Origin of the sequence: Klebsiella sp. CN_Kp066, assembly GCF_040065135.1 — a bacterium.
Lineage (GTDB): Bacteria > Pseudomonadota > Gammaproteobacteria > Enterobacterales > Enterobacteriaceae > Klebsiella > Klebsiella oxytoca.
The window spans coordinates 15,894-38,408 of sequence record NZ_JBEAIU010000053.1; the positions used below are offsets into that span (position 1 = coordinate 15,894).

Below are 22,515 nucleotides of genomic sequence, written 5' to 3' on the forward strand. Positions count from 1 at the left end.
CTTAAAGTCCTTACCGAGGGTGTTGATTTATAAAATCACGCATATACTGTCGCGATTGCTTAATAATCAACGAGGTTGAAATGGATATTTACCGCAAAGTGATTGCCGCATCGCTGGCGCTATTTGTTACGCTTTCCGCACATGCCGGGATGACGATGGAACGTAAGGACATACCCGATTTAAAGCTTAGTGTTGAAATCCCCGAGGGGCTGACGCCAATGTCTGAAGAGATGGCAAAGCTCAAATACCCTTCCGAAAACCGTCCACAGGTCATTTATGGCGATGAGAAAGGCAAAGCATCGCTGGGGGTTACCGCAGGGCGCAATCCGTTACCAGCGGAGAAGCTCGATGCATTTAAAGAGATGATGCTTAAGATGCTGGAGAGTTTAAAACCGCAGGCCGAGGCCGTTACCGTTGATGGTCATAAGGGGTGGTTACTCACCTTCTATTCGCAGGCTGCGGATATTGAAATTCTCAATATGATGTTAATCACATCGCAGGATAATAAGGCGGTGCAGATGACGTTTAATATGACCAAAGATTTAGTTGAACAGTATCAGGAAGCGGCAAAAGCCTCTTTGCTTTCCCTGCAGTTCGCGAAGTAACTCTGGTCTCGACTGAAAAAAACGCCCGTAAAGGGCGTTTTTTTATTTCCTGTCTCTAAGACAAGGGAAGGGCCTCAGAAGGCAAAGCGGAATTACTTCGCGTCGTCCGGCAGAGCGTAAGCGACGATATAGTCGCCCATCTTCGTGCCAAACGAACCGTGACCGCCCGCAGAGATGACAACGTACTGCTTGCCATTCACTTCATAGGTCATCGGCGTCGCCTGGCCGCCCGCCGGCAGACGGGCCTGCCATAATTTTTCACCGTTGCTCATATTGTACGCGCGCAGGTAGTTATCTGCGGTCGCGCCGATAAACAGCACATTGCCTGCCGTAGAAATAGGGCCGCCCAGCATCGGCATACCCATGGTGAACGGAAGTTTAATCGGCATCGGGAACGGCAGGCTATCCTGCGGGGTACCGATACGTTTTTTCCACACCACTTCGTTGGTTTTTAAATCCAGCGCGGAGATATAGCCCCAGGCCGGCTGTTTGCAAGGCAGACCAAACGGTGACAGGAACGGGTTTAGCGTAACGCCGTAGGGAACGCCGTACTGTGGCTGAATACCTGCTTCAGTACCGGAACCTTTGGCGTCTTTCGGCTGCTCCATCGGGTTGCCGGGGCCGCGCGGGATCAGTTTTGACACAAACGGCAGCGCCATTGGGTTAGCAATCGCCACCTGGCGGTTCGGATCGACGGAGATACCGCCCCATTCGAACATCCCCAGATTACCCGGGAACACCAGAGTTCCTTGTTCTGACGGCGGGGTGAAGATGCCTTCATAGCGCAGCTGATGGAAGATAACCCGGCACACCAGCTGGTCAAACATGGTGGCGCCCCACATATCCGCGCCGCTCAGGTCTTTTTTCGGGCGGAAGCTCAGATCGGAGAACGGCTGAGTTTTTGAGACGTAGTCACCTTTCGCCGCCCCTTGCGGAACCGGTTTTTCCGGTGCCGGGACAACCAGCTCACCGTTACGGCGATCGAGGACAAAAATATTACCGGTTTTTGCCGGAGCGTAAATTACCGGTACGGTTTTACCGTTGACGTCGATGTCCGCCAGCGTCGGCTGCGACGGCATATCCATATCCCACAGATCGTGGTGCACGGTCTGGTAGCTCCACGCCAGTTTACCGGTGGTGGCGTTTAGCGCCACGATGGAGCTGGCATAGCGTTCCTGTTCTGGCGTACGGTTGCCGCCCCAGATATCCGGGGTGGTCACGCCCATAGGCAGGTAGACCAAATCCAGCTTCGCATCATAGGCGGCTGGCGCCCAGGAGTTAGGTGAATTCAGTGTGAAATGATGTTCATCACTCGGAATCGCGTTGGGATCTTTCGCACCCGGATCAAAGGCCCACAGCAGCTTACCGGTATTCACATCAAAGCCGCGGATAACGCCAGAAGGCTCGCGGGTCGAGAAGTTATCGGTCACGGCGCCGGCGATAACGATCGTTTTATCAGTAATAATCGGCGGTGAAGTCGGTTCATACATACCCGGCGTAGTGACAGGCATGTTGGTTTGCAGATTGAGAATGCCTTTATTAGCAAAGGATTCACACAGCTTACCGGTTTCGGCATTGATGGCGAACAGGCGGCCATCGTTGACCGGTAGAATAATACGGCGCGGGCAGTCGGCAACCACATCTGCCGGCGCATTGTCCGCTCTGGCTTCATGATATGAAACGCCGCGGCAGGTCACGTGCTGGAAAGAGGGATCGGCGTTGAGCTGCGGATCGAAATGCCATTTTTCTTTACCGGTGGCCGCATTAAGCGCGAACAGGCGCTGGTGGGCAGTACACAGATAGAGCGTGTCGCCCACTTTAATCGGCGTAACTTCGTTGGTAATTTCGCCCGGATCGTTAGGCTGCTTGAGATCGCCCGTACGGAAGACCCAGGCTTCTTTCAGATTCTTCACGTTATCGGCGTTGATCTGCTTCAGCGGCGAGTAACGCTGTCCTTCCTGATTACGGCCATACGCTGACCAGTCGCCATCGGCAACGTCGGAAATAGGCGCTGCTGGCGTTGCATCCGCTCTCAGCGTACCGTTGACTTCCTGCGGGTCGTTGAAGCCGGCCCAGGTGAGAATGCCGCCGCTAATCAGCAGGGCGACGACCAGCCCGGCAACGGCGCCAGCGGAAGGAGTCGGCAGGCGACGCCAGACAAAAGGAAGAATCAGCCAGATGCCGAAGAAGACCAGAATGTCGCTGCGTGGGGTCAGCGCCCAGAAGTCAAAGCCAACCTCCCAGACGCCCCAAATCATCGTGGCAAGCAGCAGCGCGGCGTAGAGCCAAAGCGCAGAGCGCTTACCGCGGAACAGGAGGACGGTGACGCCCAGCATCACCAGACCTGCGATAGGGTAGTACCAGGAGCCGCCGAGGGCGACCAGCCAGGCTCCGCCCGCTAAAAGATAGAGGCCACAGAACGCTGCAAAAAGAGCCGTCAGCGTCACGAGTAGCCGTGATTGTTGAGATTTTGTTTCTGCCATAGAAAGACACTCGTTTGATTGTTAATTTTTTACCTGCAATTAATTATAGGATTTAACAAGTGTGATCGGAATCACAAAATGGGCTTTATTAATCACTGCATCGCATATTTCTTTTTGCTGGTATACTGCGTGGCTTGCCGGTCAACGTCGGTGCAATCGCAGCGGCATTGATGATTTACATTAAGAATCAAATGGTTAGTTTTATGAAACATACTGTAGAAGTGATGATCCCGGAAACTGAGATCAAAGCCCGTATTGCTGAGCTCGGTCGTCAAATTAATGAACATTACCAGGATAGCGGCAGCGAAATGGTGCTGGTGGGGCTATTACGCGGTTCATTTATGTTTATGGCCGACCTGTGCCGTGAAGTTCAGGTACCCCATGAAGTCGATTTTATGACCGCATCCAGCTACGGCAGCGGCATGTCCACCACCCGCGACGTCAAAATCCTCAAAGATCTGGATGAAGACATCCGCGGTAAAGATGTGCTGATCGTGGAAGACATCATTGACTCCGGCAACACGCTGTCAAAAGTGCGTGAAATTCTTAGCCTGCGTGAACCTAAATCCCTGGCGATTTGTACCCTGCTCGATAAGCCAAGCCGCCGTGAAGTTAACGTGCCGGTAGAGTTCGTCGGTTTTGCGATCCCGGATGAATTCGTCGTGGGCTACGGCATTGACTATGCTCAGCGCTACCGTCACCTGCCCTATATCGGCAAAGTGACCCTGCTCGACGAATAAAGCGGATTATCTATCCCGGCGGCCCGGGATAATAATTAAGAGGAGCGCGTGAATTACTTGTGATTGACGTGCTTGCTTTTAAGGTTGGAAATACCCTGACGATAGCGCTGTTCCAGCGTTTCGCGGCTGACGGCGGTCACGTCAAGATCGCGTAACATGCCGTCGTGAATGCCGTAGGCCCAGCCGTGGATGGTCACTTTCTGTCCGCGCTTCCACGCCGACTGCATAATCGTTGAGTGACCCAGGTTGTAAACCTGCTCCATCACATTCAATTCACACAGCGTATCAAGGCGACGCTCTTCGGGCATCTCACCCAGTAATGAGCTGTGCTTAAACCAGATATCGCGGATATGCAGCAGCCAGTTGTCGATCAGGCCAAGCTCGGTATTTTCAATTGCCGCCTGCACGCCGCCGCAGCCGTAGTGGCCGCAGATGATGATGTGCTCGACTTCCAGTACATCAACCGCGTACTGCACCACGGAAAGACAGTTCAGGTCGGTATGAATCACCAGGTTTGCAACGTTACGGTGTACAAACAGCTCGCCGGGTTCCAGGCCGGTCAAACGTTCGGCGGGGACGCGGCTATCGGAACATCCAATCCACAGAAAGCGCGGTTTCTGCGCCTGTGCCAGCTTCTCAAAGAAACCGGGGTCTTCCTCCACCAGCATTTTTGACCATAGTGCATTGTTGCTGATGAGTGTATCTATATCGTTCATGGATGTTTACGGGCCTGTAACCAAGTAAGTGCGTTGCGCTAATATAGGGTAACCTCACATTTTTTAAAACAACCCATCGCGTGTCGCGACACGAGAAGAGACCTTTAATGACCATTGCTCTGGAACTAAAACAGCTCAAGAAAACCTACCCCGGTGGAGTTCAGGCGCTGCGCGGAATCGATCTGCAGGTCGAAGCGGGCGATTTTTACGCGCTCCTGGGGCCTAACGGCGCGGGGAAATCGACCACTATCGGCATCATCAGTTCGCTGGTAAATAAAACCTCCGGCGAGGTGAATGTTTTTGGCTACGATCTGCAAAAGGATGTGGTGAACGCCAAACGCCAGCTCGGTCTGGTGCCGCAGGAGTTCAACTTCAACCCGTTTGAAACCGTGCAGCAGATTGTGGTCAACCAGGCGGGCTACTATGGCGTTGAGCGCAAAGAAGCGATTGTCCGCAGTGAAAAGTACCTCAAACAGCTCGACCTATGGGAAAAGCGCAACGAGCGCGCGCGGATGCTCTCCGGCGGCATGAAGCGCCGCCTGATGATCGCCCGCGCGTTGATGCATGAACCGAAGCTGCTGATCCTCGATGAGCCCACGGCGGGAGTGGATATTGAGCTTCGTCGCTCGATGTGGGGATTTTTGAAAGATCTCAACGATAAAGGCACGACGATTATCCTGACCACCCACTATCTGGAAGAGGCCGAAATGCTGTGCCGCAATATCGGCATTATTCAGCGCGGCGAGCTGGTGGAAAACACATCGATGAAAGCGCTGCTGGCCAAGCTGAAATCAGAAACTTTTATTCTCGACCTGGCTCCCAAAAGCCCGCTGCCGGTGCTGGAAGGCTATCAGTATCGTCTGGTCGATACGTCGACTCTGGAGGTAGAAGTGCTGCGCGAGCAGGGGATTAACAGCGTGTTCACTCAGCTGAGCGCGCAGGGAATACAGGTATTAAGTATGCGTAACAAAGCAAACCGGCTTGAAGAGCTGTTTGTCACGCTGGTGCATGACCGGAAAGGAGAATCAGCATGATGCAGCTTTATTGGGTCGCGCTGAAAAGCATCTGGACCAAAGAGATCCATCGGTTTATGCGTATCTGGGTCCAGACGCTGGTGCCGCCGGTGATAACCATGACCCTCTACTTTGTCATTTTTGGCAATCTGATCGGTTCGCGCATCGGTGAGATGCACGGTTTTACCTATATGCAGTTTATCGTGCCGGGTCTGATCATGATGGCGGTGATCACCAACGCCTATGCCAACGTGGCGTCCTCTTTCTTCAGCGCCAAATTCCAGCGCAATATTGAAGAACTGCTGGTCGCGCCGGTCCCCACGCACGTGGTGATCGCCGGCTATGTGGGCGGCGGAGTTGCCCGCGGTCTGTGCGTCGGGATTCTGGTGACGGCGATTTCGCTATTTTTCGTTCCGTTCCAGGTCCACTCGTGGGTATTTGTCGCTCTGACCCTGATACTGACCGCCGTGCTATTCTCGCTGGCCGGCCTGCTGAACGCGGTGTTTGCTAAAACCTTTGACGATATCAGCCTTATTCCGACCTTCGTGCTGACGCCGTTGACCTACCTTGGCGGGATTTTTTATTCCCTGACCCTGCTGCCGCCCTTCTGGCAAGGGCTGTCGCATCTCAATCCGATCGTCTATATGATCAGCGGCTTCCGCTACGGCTTCCTCGGAATTAACGATGTTCCGCTGGCGACGACCTTCGGCGTGCTGGTCGTGTTTATCGTCGCGTTTTATCTCCTGTGCTGGTATCTGATCCAGCGCGGACGCGGGCTGCGCAGCTAATTTAACCACCGATGGCGCTTTGCTGCTCACTGAGGCAAAGCGCCAGCCAACAATTTGATTGCCATCACCGATATTCATCACTTGCCTTGCTAAATTGTTTGCCTGCTAAGGAGGTAGGCGATGTTAGGTTGGGTGATTACCTGCCATGATGAACTGGCGCAGGAGATGCTGGATCGTCTGGAGAAAAAGTTTGGGCCGTTGACGCAGTGCCGGGCGGTCAACTACTGGCGCAATCTCAGCAGCAACATGCTGAGCCGTATGATGTGCGATGCGCTACATGAGACGGACAGCGGCGAAGGCGTTATTTTCCTGACCGATAAATCCGGCGCGGCGCCTTATCGCGTGGCGGCGCTGATGAGCCATAAGCACACCCACTGTGAAGTGATTTCCGGGATCGACTATTCATTACTGGAAAGTATGTATTTGCTGCGCCAGAGCCTGAGCAGCGAAGCCTTCCGACACGCCATTGTCAGCGCCGGAGGCCCGGCGGTGAGCAGTCTCTGGCATCAGCAGCAAAAGAATCCACCCTTCCGGCTGCTGCATGAGCCGTACGGGAATTAAGCATTGGTATTGATCGCGCTTTTGTTACAATGACGGCAGTTTTTATCTACCGGTTCGATGCGCATGCTTGCCCGAATGTTTGTTTTACTCCTTCTGCTTACGGCGTGCAGCGCTTCCGCCAGCCTGTTAAGCCAGCAGGGCACCCCCGCGCGCTATATGCAAACGACCGAAGATGCGGATATCTGGGCGCAGGTTGGCAGCCAGGTAGTGAGCGTCGGCAACGTACGGGCAGGGCAAATACTGGCGGTAGTGCCGACCGCAGCCGATTACTACGAGTTTAATTTTGGCTTTGCGACCGGCTTTATCGATAAAGGCCACCTAGGGCCAGTGCAGGGCAAGCAGCGGGTTGAGGATAGCCTCGGCGACCTGCATAAGCCTCTGAGCAACCAGAATCTCATTACCTGGAAAGATACGCCCGTCTATGATGGCCCCTCCGCTGGCAGCGCGCCGTTCGGCACCCTGGCGAATAATTTGCGCTATCCGATTATCAGCAAGCTCCGGGATCGGTTGAATCAAACCTGGTTTCAGATACGCATCGGTAACCGCCTGGCGTGGGTGAGCAGTCTGGATGCGCAGGAAGATAACGGCATCCCCATACTCACTTATCACCATATTCTGCGTGACGAAGAAAACACCCGGTTTCGTCATACCTCGACCACGACTTCCGTTCGCGCCTTCAGCAACCAGATGACCTGGCTACGCGACCAGGGCTATGCCACGCTGAGCATGTATCAACTGGAAGGTTATCTGCGTAATAAAGTGAATCTTCCGGCGCGTTCGGTGGTGATCACTTTTGACGATGGTCTGAAATCGGTCAACCGCTATGCGTACCCGATTCTTAAGCAATATGGCTTTCACGCTACGGCTTTTATTATTTCATCGCGCATCAAGCGCCATCCGCAGAAATGGGCGCCGAACTCGCTGCAGTTTATGAGCATTTCCGAGTTAAAACAGATTCAGGATGTCTTCGACGTGCAGTCGCATACCCATTTCCTGCATCGGGTTGATGCCCGGCGTCATCCGATTCTGCTCAGCCGCAGCTATCACAATATTCTGTTTGATTTTGAACACTCGCGGCGGGCGCTGGCGCAGTTTAATCCCCACGTGCTGTATCTTTCTTATCCGTTTGGCGGCTATAACGCTAAGGCGGTTCAGGCGGCGAACGACGCCGGTTTTCATCTGGCGGTGACTACCGTGAGAGGTAAGGTAAAGCCGGGCGACAATCCGTTCTTATTGAAAAGGCTATATATTCTCAGAACGGATTCGCTGGAGACGATGTCGCGGCTGATTAGCAATCAGCCGCAGGGGTAATCTCAGTCATAGGTCATGTTAAAAACGGCAGTTGCTTTAAATTGACCAACAACAAGCGGGTTACCATCTCTTTCCATACGGGCGATAAAGTTGAAAGTTTTGCTGCCTGGAATGGTGTTGTCGCTTACCACGTAATTAGAATTGGCGTTGTTGGGAATAAGTTGAGTCGTTTTATTGTAAAGAATTTTTACGCCAATACCGGTAGCCGCGTTTGTATTCAGGGTATTACCCAGCAGATCCGCTCCACTTCCCGTTGTCTTGAGGGTGGTCATTTTTGTCGTGAATTTTGCCACGCTGGTACAGTCGCTGACATCAATGTTAAAAGGCACATCTTTAGTAGTATTGCCATTTTTTAAGTCTGATATGAAATAATCCCCCATGGCAACATTAGTACCTCCGTCGCCAAGCGCCATCACACTGCAGGTTGGTAAAACCAGAGGAATGGAGAAGGTATCTTCCGTGACATAAAAGGCATAAGGCTGATTGTTGCTATCCGAGGGAACGCCGAGACTCGCCCAGCCTAGTAAGCCCGCCTGGGGTTTTAAATAGGTTAATTTTTGCGGATTGCCATTAAATGACTCTTTTAGGTAGACGTAAATTGTAGCTTTAAATGTTTTTTCATCCCAGTTATCTTCATACCCATCGTTATAAGAAATTATTTGAAAGTCTTGTGTGTTTTGCGCAAACATGTTTCCGGAGCCGGTAGTTGTATTTATTCGCACCTGGTACTCAATGCCTGGAATATTAGTGAGAAAAGAGGCAAAATTATACAGTCCCTGTCCTGTTATATTTGGCGAGGTTTTAGCCCACAAGTCTTCGCCATCATTACCTGCGCTACAATCTCCTGTAATTGTCGGGGTTAGCTTTGTGTCAAATTGGGCGATCATATGAGATTGGCCACTGGTTGGCGTGGGTAGCCTGATTTCTTTATAACTTCCGTTAACCAGCGTTGTGCTACCACCTTTGCCGCTGTTAAAACGGCACTCTATAGCCGCCTGGGCGGGCTGGCTACAGAATAAGATGCATAAAGCTATTACTGTAGTGAGGGTGGATATACATAGGGTTCCTGGCTTTGTTTTTTTCAGCATTTTGTCTACATCCTGTAGCATATTAATTGTATATCGCATCCACTAAAACGTGGCTGGTCACTTTTCCAGCGCTTACCGTACCGGTGCTCTGATAGCGGGCATAAAAATCGTAGCTGGTTAAATAGCTTTCCGCTTTTGAGACATCGAAAGCGACAGCGGAGCTGCCGTCGCTATTCACAACGTTACGGTTATCGCGGGAAGAAAAAATAACAATTCCCACGTTTTCCGCTCCGCCTGCCGTCGCCGGTGTTTCATTAATAAATACCTGCTGGCTTTCCGCAGGCCAGATCCCGTTTTGCGGTTGGAAACTAAAGGTCATGGTATTGACCGTCGCGCCATCGCCTGAGCAGCTTTCAACATTTACGCTAAAGAGCGTACCGCTGGCGGCGTCGTCAGGCTGCAAACGAGGGGTGCCGTCGTTGTTATAAAACCAACTGCGGGAAACAATGGGTAAATGCACTGTCCCATTATCGGAAAGTGAAATCTGGCAGGTATTCTCCACAATATTGGCCTGCAGAGTGACGTCCAGTCCTTCGTTATTTCCATCAGCAAAACAAGAAGCTATGCACAGACCGCCAGTCATTCCCATAGCCAACAATGCCTTCCCTATTGGGGCAATAATACGGATACAGAATGACATAGCGGTTCTGTTCCTCTTACTTACTGATAGGTGATAACAAACGTCACAGGCGAGCTGACGCTACCCGCTGTCACGTTGGCGATTTTTCTGTCTTTTGCGATAACGATGCGTGAAGAAAAATCGACGTTGAGCGAACTGCCGCTGATGGCGAGCGTTTGCGAAGGTTTGGTATTGCAGCTCAGTAACGTTCCGGTTCCTGATTCTCCTTGCCACACTTCAAAACCCGTAGAGTTGCCTCCGGCAAACGAGTCGCCGTTAGAACTGGGGCCCGAGCAGCCGCCGCCGCTTCCGGGAATAACCTGATATTTAGCAGACTTTACGCCTGCACAATCGGTGAAGGCCACTTTGAACGGTTCGCTGCGACTTTGTTTGACCAGGTCAGATTTAAAGACATCGCCGAAATCGAGCGTACTTACGGGCTGACCGCTGGCGTTCTGGATCTGCGCCGTACAGGTACCGGCTTCAATAGTGGATGTAAAAGTAGCCGAAACGCTACTGGTTCCGGTTATCGCGGCGAAAGAGGGCGCAGAAAAGAGTAATGTGACGATAGCACCGCCCAGAAAAGAGATTTTTTTCATCAAGAGGTTCCTTTTCTGATGATTATTCATAGGTGAAATTGAAAGTAGCCAGCGCGCTAAAAGTCCCCGTAGCGCCCTGGCCTGCTTGAGTTTCAACCAGCGTCGCGACTAGCGGCACTTCTTTATTTTTTATCTCCTGGCTGGTCCATATCAGACGCCCATCGTCCGCACCGGCATTAATAATGAAAGGCGCATCGGTTGCTGACGCTCTGGCGATGGCGATCCCAAGAGAGTCAGCGGCATCCGCCGTTGTCGCGCCATTTATTATCACGGTATCTTTGTACCCTGATTTCGTCCCGCTGATGGTGGTTTTTAGCGATTGCAGGCTTTCGGGGCATTCGGTGATTTTCAACTTAAAGGTTGCCTGCGCTGCGCTGTCGCCGCTGATGATTTTATCCAGGCTCACAACGCCATTCGTACCGATAGGGATGGTGTTGTTTTTGCCATCACCGCTGCCGCCCTCAATGGCCATATCGCAGGTAGTTTCGCGCAGGTTGGCGGTAAAGGTGACATCCAGCGAGGCTGCCTGCCCCGGTATCGCAGTGGCGAACAAAATGCCGCTACAGCCCACCAGATAAAGTTGTTTCAGACTCATTATCTTCATTCTATTCCCTGTAAAAATAATGCCATTACATCTGGCAACGTTGGTTATTTAGCAGACGGGTAAGGCCAATTTTCTTATCCTCCCCACCGTCAGAGAGCCGGTAGTTCACGGTGCAACGGTTCCCGCTTCCGCTTCCCCAGATAACCCGCAGCTTTCCGCTCTCGGTGACGCCGCGGATATAGGCCATTCCCGCCTGTCCGACGGTACCGATAGATTTGCCCCGTTCATTTTGCACATCCGCGCCGAGCGGGATAAATCCGTTGTCGGAACGCTGTAGTTCAAGTAACAGCGAGCGCCCTTCATCGGTCTCAAAATCGACCCGAACAACGGCACCGCTGCGGGGAACAACGACCGTGCTGGTGTTTTTTACCTCCACATCCTCTTCCATGGTGTCGATATTGAGGCCGACGTTGTTCTCACGGTAAGCCGATAAATAGGGCTGGATGGCGTATCCCGAACCGTTGATTTGCCCGTCTCCATTGGTTAAACGAGCGCCTTTGGCTCCCGCAGCGTGCACCAGCGCCAGGGTATCGGTATCGCCGATGCTGTTGGGGGCCAGAGTCAGGCCGCCGGAATGCAGCAGCATGCCGCCGCTGTAGCTCATGGAGTACTGGCGGCTGGCATCATCGGAAGCTGAAGCCGACAGGCTTAAGGGCCCCCACGGGCTGCTGTAGCTGCCGTAACCGCCAACCTGGTTGATTGACGAGCCATCTGACCGGCTGGCGCTGGTGTTAAGGCTGTAGCTGAAGCGATAGTCGTCGGTATTGCCGTTGGCGCTGGTAGAGAAATTATTGTTCGACTTCAGATCGCTGTTGACGCTCATATTGACGGTAGAAAAACCGAGCGGCCGCTTATTGCGCCCCAGCAGGTTTTCCAGCGGAATGCTCAGGTTGAGATAGACGCTGTCGTCCTTATCGCCATATTCGTTATAGGAACGCTGGACTGAAATGCTATAGCTGGCCCATGAAAATGAGTCGTTATAGCCAACCGAGTACTGAGAGGTCGAGGAGGATTTATTCCAGTAATCTTCCCAGCTGCCGCTGACATACAGGTTGCCGTTACTGTTGCTCCAGAGAGAGACCGGCTGACTAATGTTGACCTGGAACTGGTTTTTCATCCGTTGAAAACGGGAAAATTCTTGCGGCGTATCGTCGTTGTTGTGCCTGAGGTTGTCATTTAACGTGGCCGCATCCCGTAACGACATATAGTTTTCAGTGGAAAACCGGTAGGCAGCAATATTGAATGAGGTGCGGGATTCTTCAATCAGCTTGCTCCAGGTCACGCGATAGCTTTGGCCCGTCAGAGTATCCAGGTCATCAATGGCGGTTGCGGAGTGTGTAATGTCAAATGCGAATGCGCCGACGGGCGTATTGGTGGCGATACCCACTAACCCGGCGTAATAGCCGACATCCATATACTGCACGCCGACATAGCCAGTGAAGGTGTTGTTCAGACCGTAATAACCGGTGGCGTAACCCAGCCCTGGTTTCTCTTTTAAACTCTTGTCGCGCAGTTCGCCGGCGCCGATGTCCCAGCGACCATAGCCCGGGCGCAGCATTTGCGTAACCGAAGAGTAGGGCACCGAGAAGACGCGCACGCTGCCATCGGCCTCTTCAATCGATACGTTCAGGTCGCTACCATAGCCGGTGGTGCTAAGATCGGTAATGGCAAATGGACCTGGCGGCACGGTAGTTTCATAGATTTTATTGCCGCTTTGCTTAATCACAACCTTCGCATTGCTCTTTGCCACGCCGCGAATCTCAGGCGCGTAAGTGGAAGCGCCGCCGGGCAGCATGCGATCGTCGTTGTAAAAGCGCACGCCCCGCATGCTAAATGAATCGAAGCCATCGCCGCGGGTATAAGAATCTCCCACCAGAAACTGTGAGCGCAATGAGGTGATATCACGCTGCAGATAGATATCCTGGCTTGCGTAATCGCTGCCGCTGTCCTGATCCCAGTTGGCGTTTCCCCTGGCGCGCAGGTGCCAGGCACCGATGTTGACCCCGTACTTCAGTCCGGCATAAACCGAATCCGAACCGCTGCCATCGCTTTCAGAGTGCCAGGCGTTAAGATCGTAAGAGACCATTGCAGCGGTAATTCCGTCCTGCCAGAGCGAGGGATCGACGTAGCCATCAGGGCGTTTAAGGACATAGATTTGCGGCATGGAGATCGCCAGCTCCTGGGTGCCAATATCATAATTCCATGAGGATTGCGGATACTGTTGTGCAATATCGATGCAGGCGGCGGATTCGAGATCCAGTCCTTCTGTGTTAATGCCTGTTTGCGCCAGCAGCTTACTGGTAAAACAGGGCGTAGCCCGGGGTGTACCATTATCGTTAAAGGTAAAATCCACCAGCATCTTTGGCTTGCTGTTTAGCAAGATTTGCGTTTTATAGGTGCCCGGCGGTACCGGGTTACCTTTAGAAAAGCGGCTGACGTCAATATTGTCGCCGGTACTAAATAAAAACTGATCGTTAAATTCAATGTCATCTGCTGGAACTGAAGGAGCTTCTTCCGCCATTACTGAGGACTGGAGTGCAATATAGATAGTTGTACACAATAATGATCGACGAAAAAACATGCGTTCCCTATTTCTTTGTAAAGGCTGAGATCCTTCAGCGGTGACAATTAATTGATGGCGGCCTGATGTTTTTCGGTACCGCCAAAATCATTGATCGCGGTGTATTCAATTTTTCCGCCTCGCAGCGCTGGCGCATTTTTTACCGGAATGGTTTCATTCGAGAGCGGTGGAATAGTGTGGGAATCGACCTCTATTTTTTTACCGTTGACGGTAATGGTCGCCTTAGCCATTGATACATAATAAGGGCTGCTATTATTGGCAATGAGCGCGGTGCCTTGCTGAGACCATTTAAGATTACCGGCGGCAATAGCCGGATCTCCCGGCAAACCATCCGGGCGAAAAAACATCTTAATGCGGGTACGAAACGCCAGCTGCAATACGTTTTGGCTGTCTCCGTCTTTCGCTTTTGGCGGGACTTCAAGGACGTTAAACCAGAACAGCGATTCCCGATCCTGCGCCAGAGGCTGCTGAGTCCAGGTAATACGTACGGTTTGCCCCTTCGACGGGTCGATACGTGATACCGGCGGCGTGACGATAAACGGCAGCTTTAGTTCCTGCGGATTAACGGTATCGCGACCGTCATCAAGCCACGACTGAACCAGCAGCGGTTTAGTGCCGCGGTTTTCCATTTTAACGGTCACGTCTTTGGATGATTGCGGGTAGATCACACGGGTGCCGGAAATTACAATATCCGCGCAGGCATTAAATGTACTGAACGCCGCGCTGGCGCACACCAGCGATGTCAGCGTAAGTTGGGTAAAACGATGCATAACAATCTGCTCCCTGCAATGCGCCTGCTTTACGCCGCAGACGCATAATCCATTACGTTACGATTACTCGTAAGACATAGTAAAAGTCGCGTTGCTGGTCACTTTACCCGCGGTGATATCGTTGGTGCCTTTAACCCAATCGGCGCTTGGAACGTAAGCCACGCGGTAAGCCAGTACGCCTTCGCCGCTGGTCAGGGTAGCGACCTGGGTGTTGTTATTCGGCAGGCCAACCTGAATACGATCGGTATCGGTGGTGCTGTTGTTAAACAGCGCCAGGCTAACGTTATCGGCATGACCGGTAACGCTCGGGTCAGTTTTCAGCGTGCCGTTAGAGAGTTCGGCAAACTGCTGGGAAGTAAAGGTCGCGGATGCTTTGGTCAGCGTGTCCGGGCAGTTGCTCAGGTGAAGTTCAAACTCTTTCGAGCCAACGCCTGCGTCGACGGTGGTGCCTTCGACATCGGCTTTTTTCACCACCGGCATGCTGATGGTGACGTTTCTGGCGTCAACGCCGTTGTTGGTGGTGATGGTGCAAGTGGTGTCGGAAACGGCGCCATCAAACGTAATGAGGCCAACATCGGTGCCCGGCGTGGTTACCGTATCATCAGCAAATGCGGAGGCTGAGCCTAAAGCCAGAATAATTGATGCAGCCGCAATGGTTAACTTATTCATATATATACATCCATATAAAATTAAACTATCCCATAAATTATGGGAGTGGCCTGAATAATTTCAGGGTATAGAGATTCTAATCTTTTAGATGAGGCGTAATACTGAGTCTTTTTACAAAATAATGTAAGAAAACGTCGGTTGCTAATTCATGGCGGAATATGGTAAATAAAGACTTTCTTTGCCTGAAATAATATATTTCAGGTTGGCTATTTGTATTTTGGGTGGTGAATGATATTGCCTGGGTTAATAATATTGATTTATTTAATGCTATGCATTTGCAAAATAATAGCTCCGGATTACCGGAGCTATAGAAAATATCAGGCAACCTGTACCGGAATGGCTTTTGCCTGGCGCTTCATTTCGTTTTCGCCCTCGAAATAGGCGACTTTCGGCTGCCAGGTGCGGGCTTCTTCGTCAGGCATAGTGACGAAACTGGCGATAATCAAAATATCGCCGACGTTGGCGCAGTGTGCCGCCGCGCCGTTAACGGAGATAATTCGCGACCCGCGCTCTGCGGCGATGGCGTAGGTGGTGAAACGATTACCGTTGGTCACGTTCCAGATATGAATAGCCTCGTTTTCAAGGATGCCGGACGCATCGAGGAAATCCTGATCAATAGCGCAGGAGCCTTCATAGTGCAGGTCGGCCTGCGTGACTTTAACGCGGTGGAGTTTGCCCTGCAGCATATTACGAATCATAACGTCTACCTTTAAAGCTTAACGATAACAAAGCGGACATGACGTCCGCCTTGAGGAAATTCCTGGCAGTATTGCCTGATTTTTAACCCGTGTCTAGCCAGCGAGTGCGACGATCTGATTGTCGATCAAACGCGCTTCGCCGAGCCAGGCCGCCATCAGGATCACCGCTCGCTTACTGGTTTCCGTCAGGTCGAGCAGCGTATCGGCATCGCGGATCTGAATATCATCGGCGCGGAAGCCTTTTTCGTTCAGCTCCTGAGCGGCAATCGCGATAACCTCGTCAAGATTACGTTCGCCGGCCGCCAGTTTCTCCGCCACGCTATTCATCACCTTATGCAGTCCCGGCGCAATTTTGCGCTGCTCAGCGCTGAGATAACCGTTGCGCGAGCTCAGCGCCAGCCCATCTTTAGCGCGCATAATCGGCACGCCGATAATCTCGATGTCATAGCCCATATCGGCCACCATCTTGCGGATGAGCGCCAGCTGCTGGAAATCTTTTTCGCCGAAGCAGGCGACATCCGGCTGTACCAGGTTAAACAGCTTGCTGACGATGGTCGAAACGCCGCGGAAGTGACCAGGACGGCTGGCGCCTTCGAGCATCGTCGACAATCCTGGAACATCGACGTAAGTCTGATTTTCGATGCCGTGCGGATAAATTTCCGCCGCTGCAGGGGCAAAAACTAAATCGACTTTGCGTTTGTTCAGCTTCTCGCAATCGTCCTGCAGGGTTCGCGGATAGCGCGCCAGATCGTCCGGGCGGTCAAACTGCATCGGATTGACGAAAATACTGGCTACCACCACATCCGAACTGGCTTTTGCCGCATCGACCAGCTTCATATGACCATCGTGCAGGTTGCCCATGGTGGGAACCAGCGCAATGCGCTTGCCTTCCTGACGTAAACGGCGGATATGCTGGCGCAGCAGCGGCAGGGTTTCAATAATCAGCACAACAATACTCCTTAATGGAAACTGTGTTCTTCGCCCGGATATTCACCGGACTCCACTTCGGCAACATATTGCCGTACCGCGGCGCGCATGTCGCCCGCTGTGCTCAGGAAATTTTTGGCAAATTTGGGAATGTGACCACCGGTGATACCAAAGGCGTCATGCATCACGAGGATCTGTCCATCGGTGACGTTGCCCGCGCCGATGCCGATTACCGGGATGGTGAGCGCCTCGGTGACGCGTTTCGCCAGCTCGACCGGCACGCACTCCAGGACCAGCAGCTGTGCGCCCGCCGCTTCTAACGCCAGCGCATCATCCAGCAGAACTTGCCCGGCATCGCCGCGCCCCTGAATTTTATAACCGCCGAAGACGTTCACCGACTGGGGAGTCAGCCCGAGGTGTCCGCATACGGGTACCGCGCGCTCGGCGAGCATTTTCACCGTATCCGCCAGCCATGCGCCGCCCTCGATTTTGACCATATTGGCCCCCGCGCGCATCACGATGGCGGCGTTCTCGAAGGTTTGTTCCGGCGTGGCGTAAGCCATAAACGGCAGATCGGCGAGCAGCAGGCAGTTTGGCGCGCCCCGGCGCACCGCGCGGGTATGGTAGGCGATATCTTCTACGGTCACCGGCAGGGTGGAGTCGTGGCCCTGTACCGTCATGCCCAGCGAATCGCCGACCAGCATCACGTTGATACCCTCATCGGCAAACAGCTTTGCAAAGCTGTAGTCATAGGCGGTGATAGTGGCGAAGCGTTTCTTCTCCTGTTTGCATTTCTGCAGCAGGGCGATAGTGGTCGGTTTCATAACGTTTCCTGATGATGAAAGTCATTTTAACCGGCATTCTAGCAGCCGCATTCAGGGGGGCAATGGTTTTAGGCAACCGATTACCACGATCGCCGTAATTGCTAAAAAATGAAGGGGTATTACCAGCTAGCGGGTTTTTCTGCGCCGAGGGTGGCCAGAACATCGCGCAATGCCAAACCGTCGGGGAAACGTAGCTCAGGCGCAATTTCAAACAGCGGCCACAGCATAAAGCCGCGGTTTTTCATATCGTAGTGCGGCACGGTCAGGCGCGGAGTATTCAACACTTGCTCGCCGAACAGCATGATATCGAGATCCAGCGTGCGGGGGCCCCAGCGTTCAGCTTTACGGGTACGGCCCTGCTGCAGCTCGATGCGCTGAGTGTGGTCGAGCAGCGCCTCTGGGGCGAGAGAGGTCTCCAGCGCCACGGCGGCGTTGAGGTAGTCAGGCTGATCCTGCGGCCCCAGCGGCGGTGTACGGTAGAAAGAGGAAACGCTTATCACCCGGCTGTCAGGAATCTCCGCCAGCGCGTTGACGGCAGCGTTAACCTGCTCCAGCGGAGAGGCCAGATTGCTGCCGATAGCGATATAAGCAAGCGTCATGCGCTACCTTCGCGACGCGGCGCGCGTTTACGCGGACGGCGGTTGCGACGACGTGGAGCCGGATCGTCACCCAAATCATCCAGCATATTTTTCTGAGCCGGCGGCGCAGCGACCTGGAACTCGCCCCACCATTTGGTCAGGCGCTGCAGTTCGCCATTGTTCTCGGCGCCGGCGCGCAGCTCCAGCAGATCGTAGGCGGCGCGGAATTTTGGATGCTCCATCAGCTTCCACGCGCGTTTGCCCTGACGGCGGGACATCCGCAGCTGAAGCTGCCAGATATCGCGCACCAGAGTGGTGATGCGTTTCGGGATCGCCAGCGTACGGCAGGCTTCGTCCAGCACGTCGTTCATCGCCAGCGCGAAGGCATCGTAGTAGGCCAGCCCGCTCTCCTGAGCGATTTTCTGCGCGGTTTCCAGCAGCGGGTACCAGAACATCACCGCGAACAGGAACGCCGGATTAACGCGCATGTCGTTGCGAATACGGTTATCGGTATTCTTCAGCACCTGGCTGATGATACGCTCCATTGGACTATCGCCGCGCTCGGTGAAGTAGCGGGTAATGGTCGGGAACAGCGGCTGGAACAGATTATATTCGCGCAGCAGGATATAGGTTTGATATCCGTCGCCGGCCTGCAGCAGCTTCAGGACTTCTTCAAACAGACGCGCCGGCGGCACATCGTGCAGCAGCGTCGCCAGGCGTGGGATCGGCTCGGCGGTCTCTTCGCTGATGCTCATGCCGAGCTTCGCCGCAAACCGTACCGCGCGCAGCATCCGCACCGGATCTTCACGATAGCGGGTCTCCGGATCGCCGATCAGGCGGATAACGCCATCCTGCAGATCTTTCATGCCGCCGACGTAGTCGCGGACGGTAAAATCCGCCACGCTGTAATAGAGGCTGTTGATGGTAAAGTCGCGACGCTGGGCGTCTTCTTCAATCGAACCGAAGATGTTGTCGCGCAGCAGCATGCCGTTCTGGCCGCGCTGGGAGGTGATGCGATCGGTGGTGTGGCCTTCATGATGGCCGCGGAAGGTCGCGACTTCGATAATTTCCGGCCCGAACATCACGTGCGCCAGGCGGAAGCGACGGCCGACCAGACGGCAGTTGCGGAACAGCTTACGCACCTGTTCCGGGGTCGCGTTGGTGGTGACGTCAAAATCTTTGGGTTTTTTGCCCAGCAGCAGGTCGCGTACGCCGCCGCCGACCAGCCATGATTCGTAGCCCGCCTTGTTGAGTCTGTACATGACCTTGAGGGCATTTTCACTGATATCTTTGCGGGAAATTGCATGCTGCTCACGCGGGATAACCGTCATATGTAGTTGTTCGACGGCGGCTTCTGCCTCGCGCTCTTCACGGCTTAGCACCTTACGGCAAAAATTAGCGACTCGGGTAAAAATGGTACACCTCGTAGTGTCAGACGGACTTCAGGACAAAAAAATAGCGGCTAATCATAGCTCAGCGGAACGCATTTGAGAATGCTGGATTTGCTCCGGCCGCCAGTTCGCTATCGCGTACTTGAGTAAATCCTCAATGCTCAGCGTCTGCCATTCCTGAATGACATCCTGATTAAGAAACGTTAGCGCCCGCACAATTTCTGGCCGCGGGTCGCCCTCAGACAGTGCCGGAGCGTGGTTTTGCTTCGACAGTTTATTGCCCTGCGCGTTGAGGGCCAGCGGCAAATGGATATAATCCGGCGCCTGCCAGCCAAAATGCTGATAGAGAGAAATCTGCCGTACCGTTGGTTCGATAAGATCGGCGCCGCGGACGATTTCGCTGACGCCCTGAAAATGATCGTCCACCACCACCGCCAGATTATAGGCGAACAGCCCATCGCGGCGATGGATAATAAAATCTTCGCGCGCCAGCGGCTCGTCGGCAACGATGGTGCCGCGCAGCTGGTCATAAAATTCAAGGACTGGACGAGTTTGCCGCAGACGCAGAGCGGCGTTTTCCGCGCCGAGGCGTAAATCCCGGCAGTGGCCGTCGTAGATGCCGCCCATACCGTGGATACGCGCGCGGGTGCAGGTGCAGTAGTAGCAGAGGCCCTGCTCGCGCAGCCAGGCCAGGCGCTCGCGATAGGCTTCATGACGTTTTGACTGCCAGAGTACCTCTCCGTCCCAGTGCAGGCCGTAGTGGTCTAATTGACGAAGGATAGTTTCAGCGGCGCCGGGGACTTCACGCGGCGGATCGATATCTTCAATGCGCACGCGCCAGATACCGTTCTGCGCCCGAGCCTGCAGATAGCTGCCAAGCGCGGCAATTAATGAGCCAAAGTGGAGTTCACCGGAGGGTGAGGGGGCAAAGCGCCCGATATAGTGTGAATCTTTCATGATATGACTAAAGCATCAGGGCGGGAGAAAGCTCCCGCCAGAGATGCATCAGCGAAGTGATTAGCCTGCCATCTGTTTTTCGCGAATTTCCGCCAGCGTTTTGCAATCAATGCACAGGTCGGCGGTCGGGCGCGCTTCCAGACGACGGATACCAATCTCGACGCCACAAGATTCACAGAAGCCGAAATCTTCGTCTTCGACTTTTTTCAGCGTTTTCTCGATCTTTTTGATCAGTTTACGTTCGCGGTCGCGGTTACGCAGCTCCAGGCTGAACTCTTCTTCCTGAGCGGCACGGTCTACCGGGTCCGGGAAGTTAGCAGCTTCATCCTGCATATGCGTTACGGTGCGATCCACTTCATCCCTAAGTTGATTACGCCACGCTTCAAGAATGCGCTTGAAGTGCGCCAGCTGGGCTTCGTTCATATACTCTTCGCCCGGCTTCACTTGGTACGGCTCCACCCCAGCGATGGAGAGAATACTCAGGGACGATGTTTTACGGTTTTGCCCTTCTTGCATGTTGCTTCTCCTTAACACGCACTATCGATCCCCGTGTTGGGGGAAAAATCAGGCCGCTATAAATAGCAGATGCTTTTCCGGATAGCAATTATCTAAACGTTACACTTGACAACCCTGTGAGGAAAAGCGTATTTGCGCTCGCGACCCGAATACTATTTAGCCGTTTATTTACCGGGGGTTAACACCACGGTAATTGGCTTATTCAGAGTCATCATCTCGGTAGAAAGTTCCGCCTTGTACGCGAGAATTTCCACCCCCTTGTTTTGCGCCTCAATCAATAGCTGTGCGTATCTGGCATCAATATGATGCGCGGGAGAGAAACGGTCGATCGCGGAATGAAGCACCGCGAACAGTATCACCGCCCGATCGCCCGCCGCCGCCACGCTCATCAGCTCCCGCAGGTGCTTCTGGCCGCGCTCGGTGACCGCATCGGGGAAATAACCGTATTCCTTTTCCGCCAACGTAACCGATTTCACTTCAATATAGCAGTTTTGTCGGTCATCTGCTTGTAACAGAATATCAATACGGCTGCTTTCATCACCATACTTCACTTCGCTTTTCAGCGTGTTGTAGCCTACAAGCTCGGGAATTTTACCTGCCAGAATCGCCTCTTTCGCCAACGTATTAGCACGTAGAGTATTAACACAAATTGTCGCGCCTTCGACGGTTTCAGTTAATTCCCATGTGTGAGCATATTTGCGTTTAGGATTATCTGAGGTGGAATACCAGACGGTGTCGCCCGGCGCGGCGCAGCCGGTCATGGCGCCGGTATTGGGGCAGTGCAGGGTCAGCTCGCGTCCATCCGGGGTCATGACGTCGGCGAGAAACCGTTTGTAACGTTTAATCAGGATGGCGGACTGCAGGGGAGGAGTGAACAGCATCAGCTTTCCTTGTCGAAAGGGTAACGTTCCAGCGCCTGATAGCGGGTGCGTCCGCGGCTAAAGCTGGATTGGTAGAGAACAAATTCGTTGACCGCAAACGCCCAGCTAAATCCGGGCGGCGGAATAGGCACCGCGTGGCGCGCGTCGCGCAGCAGGGTGATGTGCGGATGAAACGGCTGCGGGCTTTGATAGCAGCCGCTGCGGGCGGCCTGGGCGCGCAGCATATTCGCTAATTGCAAAACCCCGCGCGGCGGCTGACGAGTACCCAGCCACACCACCCGCGAACGTAGCCACTGCCCGGCATCGTCAAGCGTCAGGGTAAAGCCCGGCTGGCGGATCCGTCCGGCCATTGCAGACAGCGCCCGCTGCTTGTCCGCGCTCACTTCGCCAAGAAAGGCCAGCGTCAGATGGAGGTTAGCCGCCGCCACCGGTCGACCCGCATCCTCGGGAAAGCTGGCGGCGCGCCAGTGAACGATCTGCTGCTGAACTTCTCCAGGAAGTTCAATGGCGAAAAACAGCCTTTTCGGCTCGGACATGATAGAGACTCGGTAATGAATTATCGGGATGCTACAATGCTTGCCCTCACATGTTAACCC

Annotated in this window: 24 protein-coding genes; 6 read left to right on the forward strand and 18 right to left on the reverse strand. The window is 53.6% G+C overall.

Annotated elements, in window-relative coordinates; genetic code table 11:
• The first annotated feature begins 80 nt into the window (after window positions 1-80).
• Window positions 81-605 carry a hypothetical protein gene (locus ABLV75_RS21030; protein ID WP_017144974.1) on the forward strand — a complete coding sequence of 175 codons (525 nt, stop codon included), beginning with the start codon at window positions 81-83 and terminating at the stop codon, window positions 603-605.
• A 92-nt stretch (window positions 606-697) separates the two neighbouring features.
• Here ABLV75_RS21030 and ABLV75_RS21035 read toward each other — a convergent pair whose 3' ends face one another.
• Window positions 698-3,088, reverse strand: a complete 2,391-nt coding sequence (locus ABLV75_RS21035) for a glucose/quinate/shikimate family membrane-bound PQQ-dependent dehydrogenase (RefSeq protein WP_017144973.1) — start codon at window positions 3,086-3,088, stop codon at window positions 698-700.
• 203 nt (window positions 3,089-3,291) lie between these two features.
• Here ABLV75_RS21035 and hpt point away from each other — a divergent pair, with 203 nt between their 5' ends.
• Window positions 3,292-3,828 (forward strand): hypoxanthine phosphoribosyltransferase, encoded by a 537-nt coding sequence (hpt, locus tag ABLV75_RS21040; protein WP_023322073.1) that lies wholly within the window; start codon window positions 3,292-3,294, stop codon window positions 3,826-3,828.
• Between the two features lie 53 nt (window positions 3,829-3,881).
• Here hpt and can read toward each other — a convergent pair whose 3' ends face one another.
• Window positions 3,882-4,544, reverse strand: a complete 663-nt coding sequence (gene can, locus ABLV75_RS21045; RefSeq protein ID WP_004108036.1) for a carbonate dehydratase — start codon at window positions 4,542-4,544, stop codon at window positions 3,882-3,884.
• 107 nt (window positions 4,545-4,651) lie between these two features.
• Between can and ABLV75_RS21050 the strand changes: the two genes are divergently transcribed.
• The 4 genes from ABLV75_RS21050 to ABLV75_RS21065 all read left to right on the forward strand — a co-directional run bounded on the left by ABLV75_RS21050 (window position 4,652) and on the right by ABLV75_RS21065 (window position 8,217).
• A complete protein-coding gene (locus tag ABLV75_RS21050; RefSeq protein WP_004108035.1) occupies window positions 4,652-5,578 on the forward strand; it encodes an ABC transporter ATP-binding protein in 927 nt (308 codons plus the stop codon).
• Entirely contained in the window at window positions 5,575-6,345 is a 771-nt protein-coding gene (locus ABLV75_RS21055; RefSeq protein WP_348855136.1) for an ABC transporter permease, read from the forward strand. Before ABLV75_RS21050 ends, ABLV75_RS21055 begins: the two co-directional genes overlap by 4 nt.
• Window positions 6,346-6,465: 120 nt before the next feature.
• A complete protein-coding gene (locus ABLV75_RS21060) occupies window positions 6,466-6,906 on the forward strand; it encodes a PTS sugar transporter subunit IIA (RefSeq protein ID WP_016809928.1) in 441 nt (146 codons plus the stop codon).
• A gap of 57 nt (window positions 6,907-6,963) precedes the next feature.
• Window positions 6,964-8,217, forward strand: coding sequence for a polysaccharide deacetylase family protein (locus ABLV75_RS21065; RefSeq protein ID WP_017144972.1), 1,254 nt, complete (start codon window positions 6,964-6,966; stop codon window positions 8,215-8,217).
• Between the two features lie 2 nt (window positions 8,218-8,219).
• Here the strand turns inward: ABLV75_RS21065 and ABLV75_RS21070 are convergent, their stop codons facing one another.
• The 16 genes from ABLV75_RS21070 to thpR all read right to left on the reverse strand — a co-directional run bounded on the left by ABLV75_RS21070 (window position 8,220) and on the right by thpR (window position 22,455).
• Complete coding sequence (locus ABLV75_RS21070; protein WP_004108026.1) at window positions 8,220-9,305, reverse strand: fimbrial protein; 1,086 nt, start codon at window positions 9,303-9,305, stop codon at window positions 8,220-8,222.
• Between the two features lie 22 nt (window positions 9,306-9,327).
• Window positions 9,328-9,894 (reverse strand): fimbrial-like protein, encoded by a 567-nt coding sequence (locus ABLV75_RS21075; RefSeq protein WP_016809931.1) that lies wholly within the window; start codon window positions 9,892-9,894, stop codon window positions 9,328-9,330.
• Between the two features lie 71 nt (window positions 9,895-9,965).
• On the reverse strand, window positions 9,966-10,523 hold the full coding sequence (locus ABLV75_RS21080) for a fimbrial protein (RefSeq protein ID WP_004108021.1): 558 nt from the start codon (window positions 10,521-10,523) through the stop codon (window positions 9,966-9,968).
• Between the two features lie 22 nt (window positions 10,524-10,545).
• Window positions 10,546-11,127, reverse strand: coding sequence for a fimbrial protein (locus ABLV75_RS21085; RefSeq protein WP_004110627.1), 582 nt, complete (start codon window positions 11,125-11,127; stop codon window positions 10,546-10,548).
• Between the two features lie 25 nt (window positions 11,128-11,152).
• On the reverse strand, window positions 11,153-13,708 hold the full coding sequence (locus tag ABLV75_RS21090; protein WP_348855137.1) for an outer membrane usher protein: 2,556 nt from the start codon (window positions 13,706-13,708) through the stop codon (window positions 11,153-11,155).
• 47 nt (window positions 13,709-13,755) lie between these two features.
• Complete coding sequence (locus ABLV75_RS21095; protein ID WP_004110634.1) at window positions 13,756-14,478, reverse strand: fimbrial chaperone; 723 nt, start codon at window positions 14,476-14,478, stop codon at window positions 13,756-13,758.
• Between the two features lie 63 nt (window positions 14,479-14,541).
• Window positions 14,542-15,147, reverse strand: coding sequence for a fimbrial protein (locus ABLV75_RS21100; protein WP_004108015.1), 606 nt, complete (start codon window positions 15,145-15,147; stop codon window positions 14,542-14,544).
• 317 nt (window positions 15,148-15,464) lie between these two features.
• Window positions 15,465-15,845 (reverse strand): aspartate 1-decarboxylase, encoded by a 381-nt coding sequence (gene panD / locus ABLV75_RS21105; RefSeq protein WP_004108014.1) that lies wholly within the window; start codon window positions 15,843-15,845, stop codon window positions 15,465-15,467.
• A 93-nt stretch (window positions 15,846-15,938) separates the two neighbouring features.
• The gene (panC, locus tag ABLV75_RS21110; RefSeq protein ID WP_224259402.1) at window positions 15,939-16,793 is read right to left on the reverse strand and encodes a pantoate--beta-alanine ligase; all 855 of its coding nucleotides are present in this window, start codon (window positions 16,791-16,793) and stop codon (window positions 15,939-15,941) included.
• A gap of 11 nt (window positions 16,794-16,804) precedes the next feature.
• Window positions 16,805-17,596: a 3-methyl-2-oxobutanoate hydroxymethyltransferase gene (panB, locus tag ABLV75_RS21115; RefSeq protein WP_004108012.1), complete on the reverse strand. Its 792-nt coding sequence runs from the start codon at window positions 17,594-17,596 to the stop codon at window positions 16,805-16,807.
• Window positions 17,597-17,715: 119 nt separating this feature from the next.
• Window positions 17,716-18,195: a 2-amino-4-hydroxy-6-hydroxymethyldihydropteridine diphosphokinase gene (gene folK / locus ABLV75_RS21120; RefSeq protein WP_049591274.1), complete on the reverse strand. Its 480-nt coding sequence runs from the start codon at window positions 18,193-18,195 to the stop codon at window positions 17,716-17,718.
• The gene (pcnB, locus tag ABLV75_RS21125; RefSeq protein ID WP_071787138.1) at window positions 18,192-19,589 is read right to left on the reverse strand and encodes a polynucleotide adenylyltransferase PcnB; all 1,398 of its coding nucleotides are present in this window, start codon (window positions 19,587-19,589) and stop codon (window positions 18,192-18,194) included. The genes folK and pcnB overlap by 4 nt, the downstream gene beginning before the upstream one ends.
• A gap of 51 nt (window positions 19,590-19,640) precedes the next feature.
• Window positions 19,641-20,522, reverse strand: a complete 882-nt coding sequence (gene gluQRS / locus ABLV75_RS21130; protein WP_004108006.1) for a tRNA glutamyl-Q(34) synthetase GluQRS — start codon at window positions 20,520-20,522, stop codon at window positions 19,641-19,643.
• A gap of 60 nt (window positions 20,523-20,582) precedes the next feature.
• Window positions 20,583-21,038 (reverse strand): RNA polymerase-binding protein DksA, encoded by a 456-nt coding sequence (gene dksA / locus ABLV75_RS21135; RefSeq protein ID WP_004098689.1) that lies wholly within the window; start codon window positions 21,036-21,038, stop codon window positions 20,583-20,585.
• Between the two features lie 164 nt (window positions 21,039-21,202).
• Window positions 21,203-21,919 (reverse strand): DNA/RNA nuclease SfsA, encoded by a 717-nt coding sequence (sfsA, locus tag ABLV75_RS21140; protein ID WP_004108004.1) that lies wholly within the window; start codon window positions 21,917-21,919, stop codon window positions 21,203-21,205.
• Window positions 21,919-22,455, reverse strand: coding sequence for an RNA 2',3'-cyclic phosphodiesterase (thpR, locus tag ABLV75_RS21145; protein WP_004108002.1), 537 nt, complete (start codon window positions 22,453-22,455; stop codon window positions 21,919-21,921). Before thpR ends, sfsA begins: the two co-directional genes overlap by 1 nt.
• Window positions 22,456-22,515: the final 60 nt, after the last annotated feature.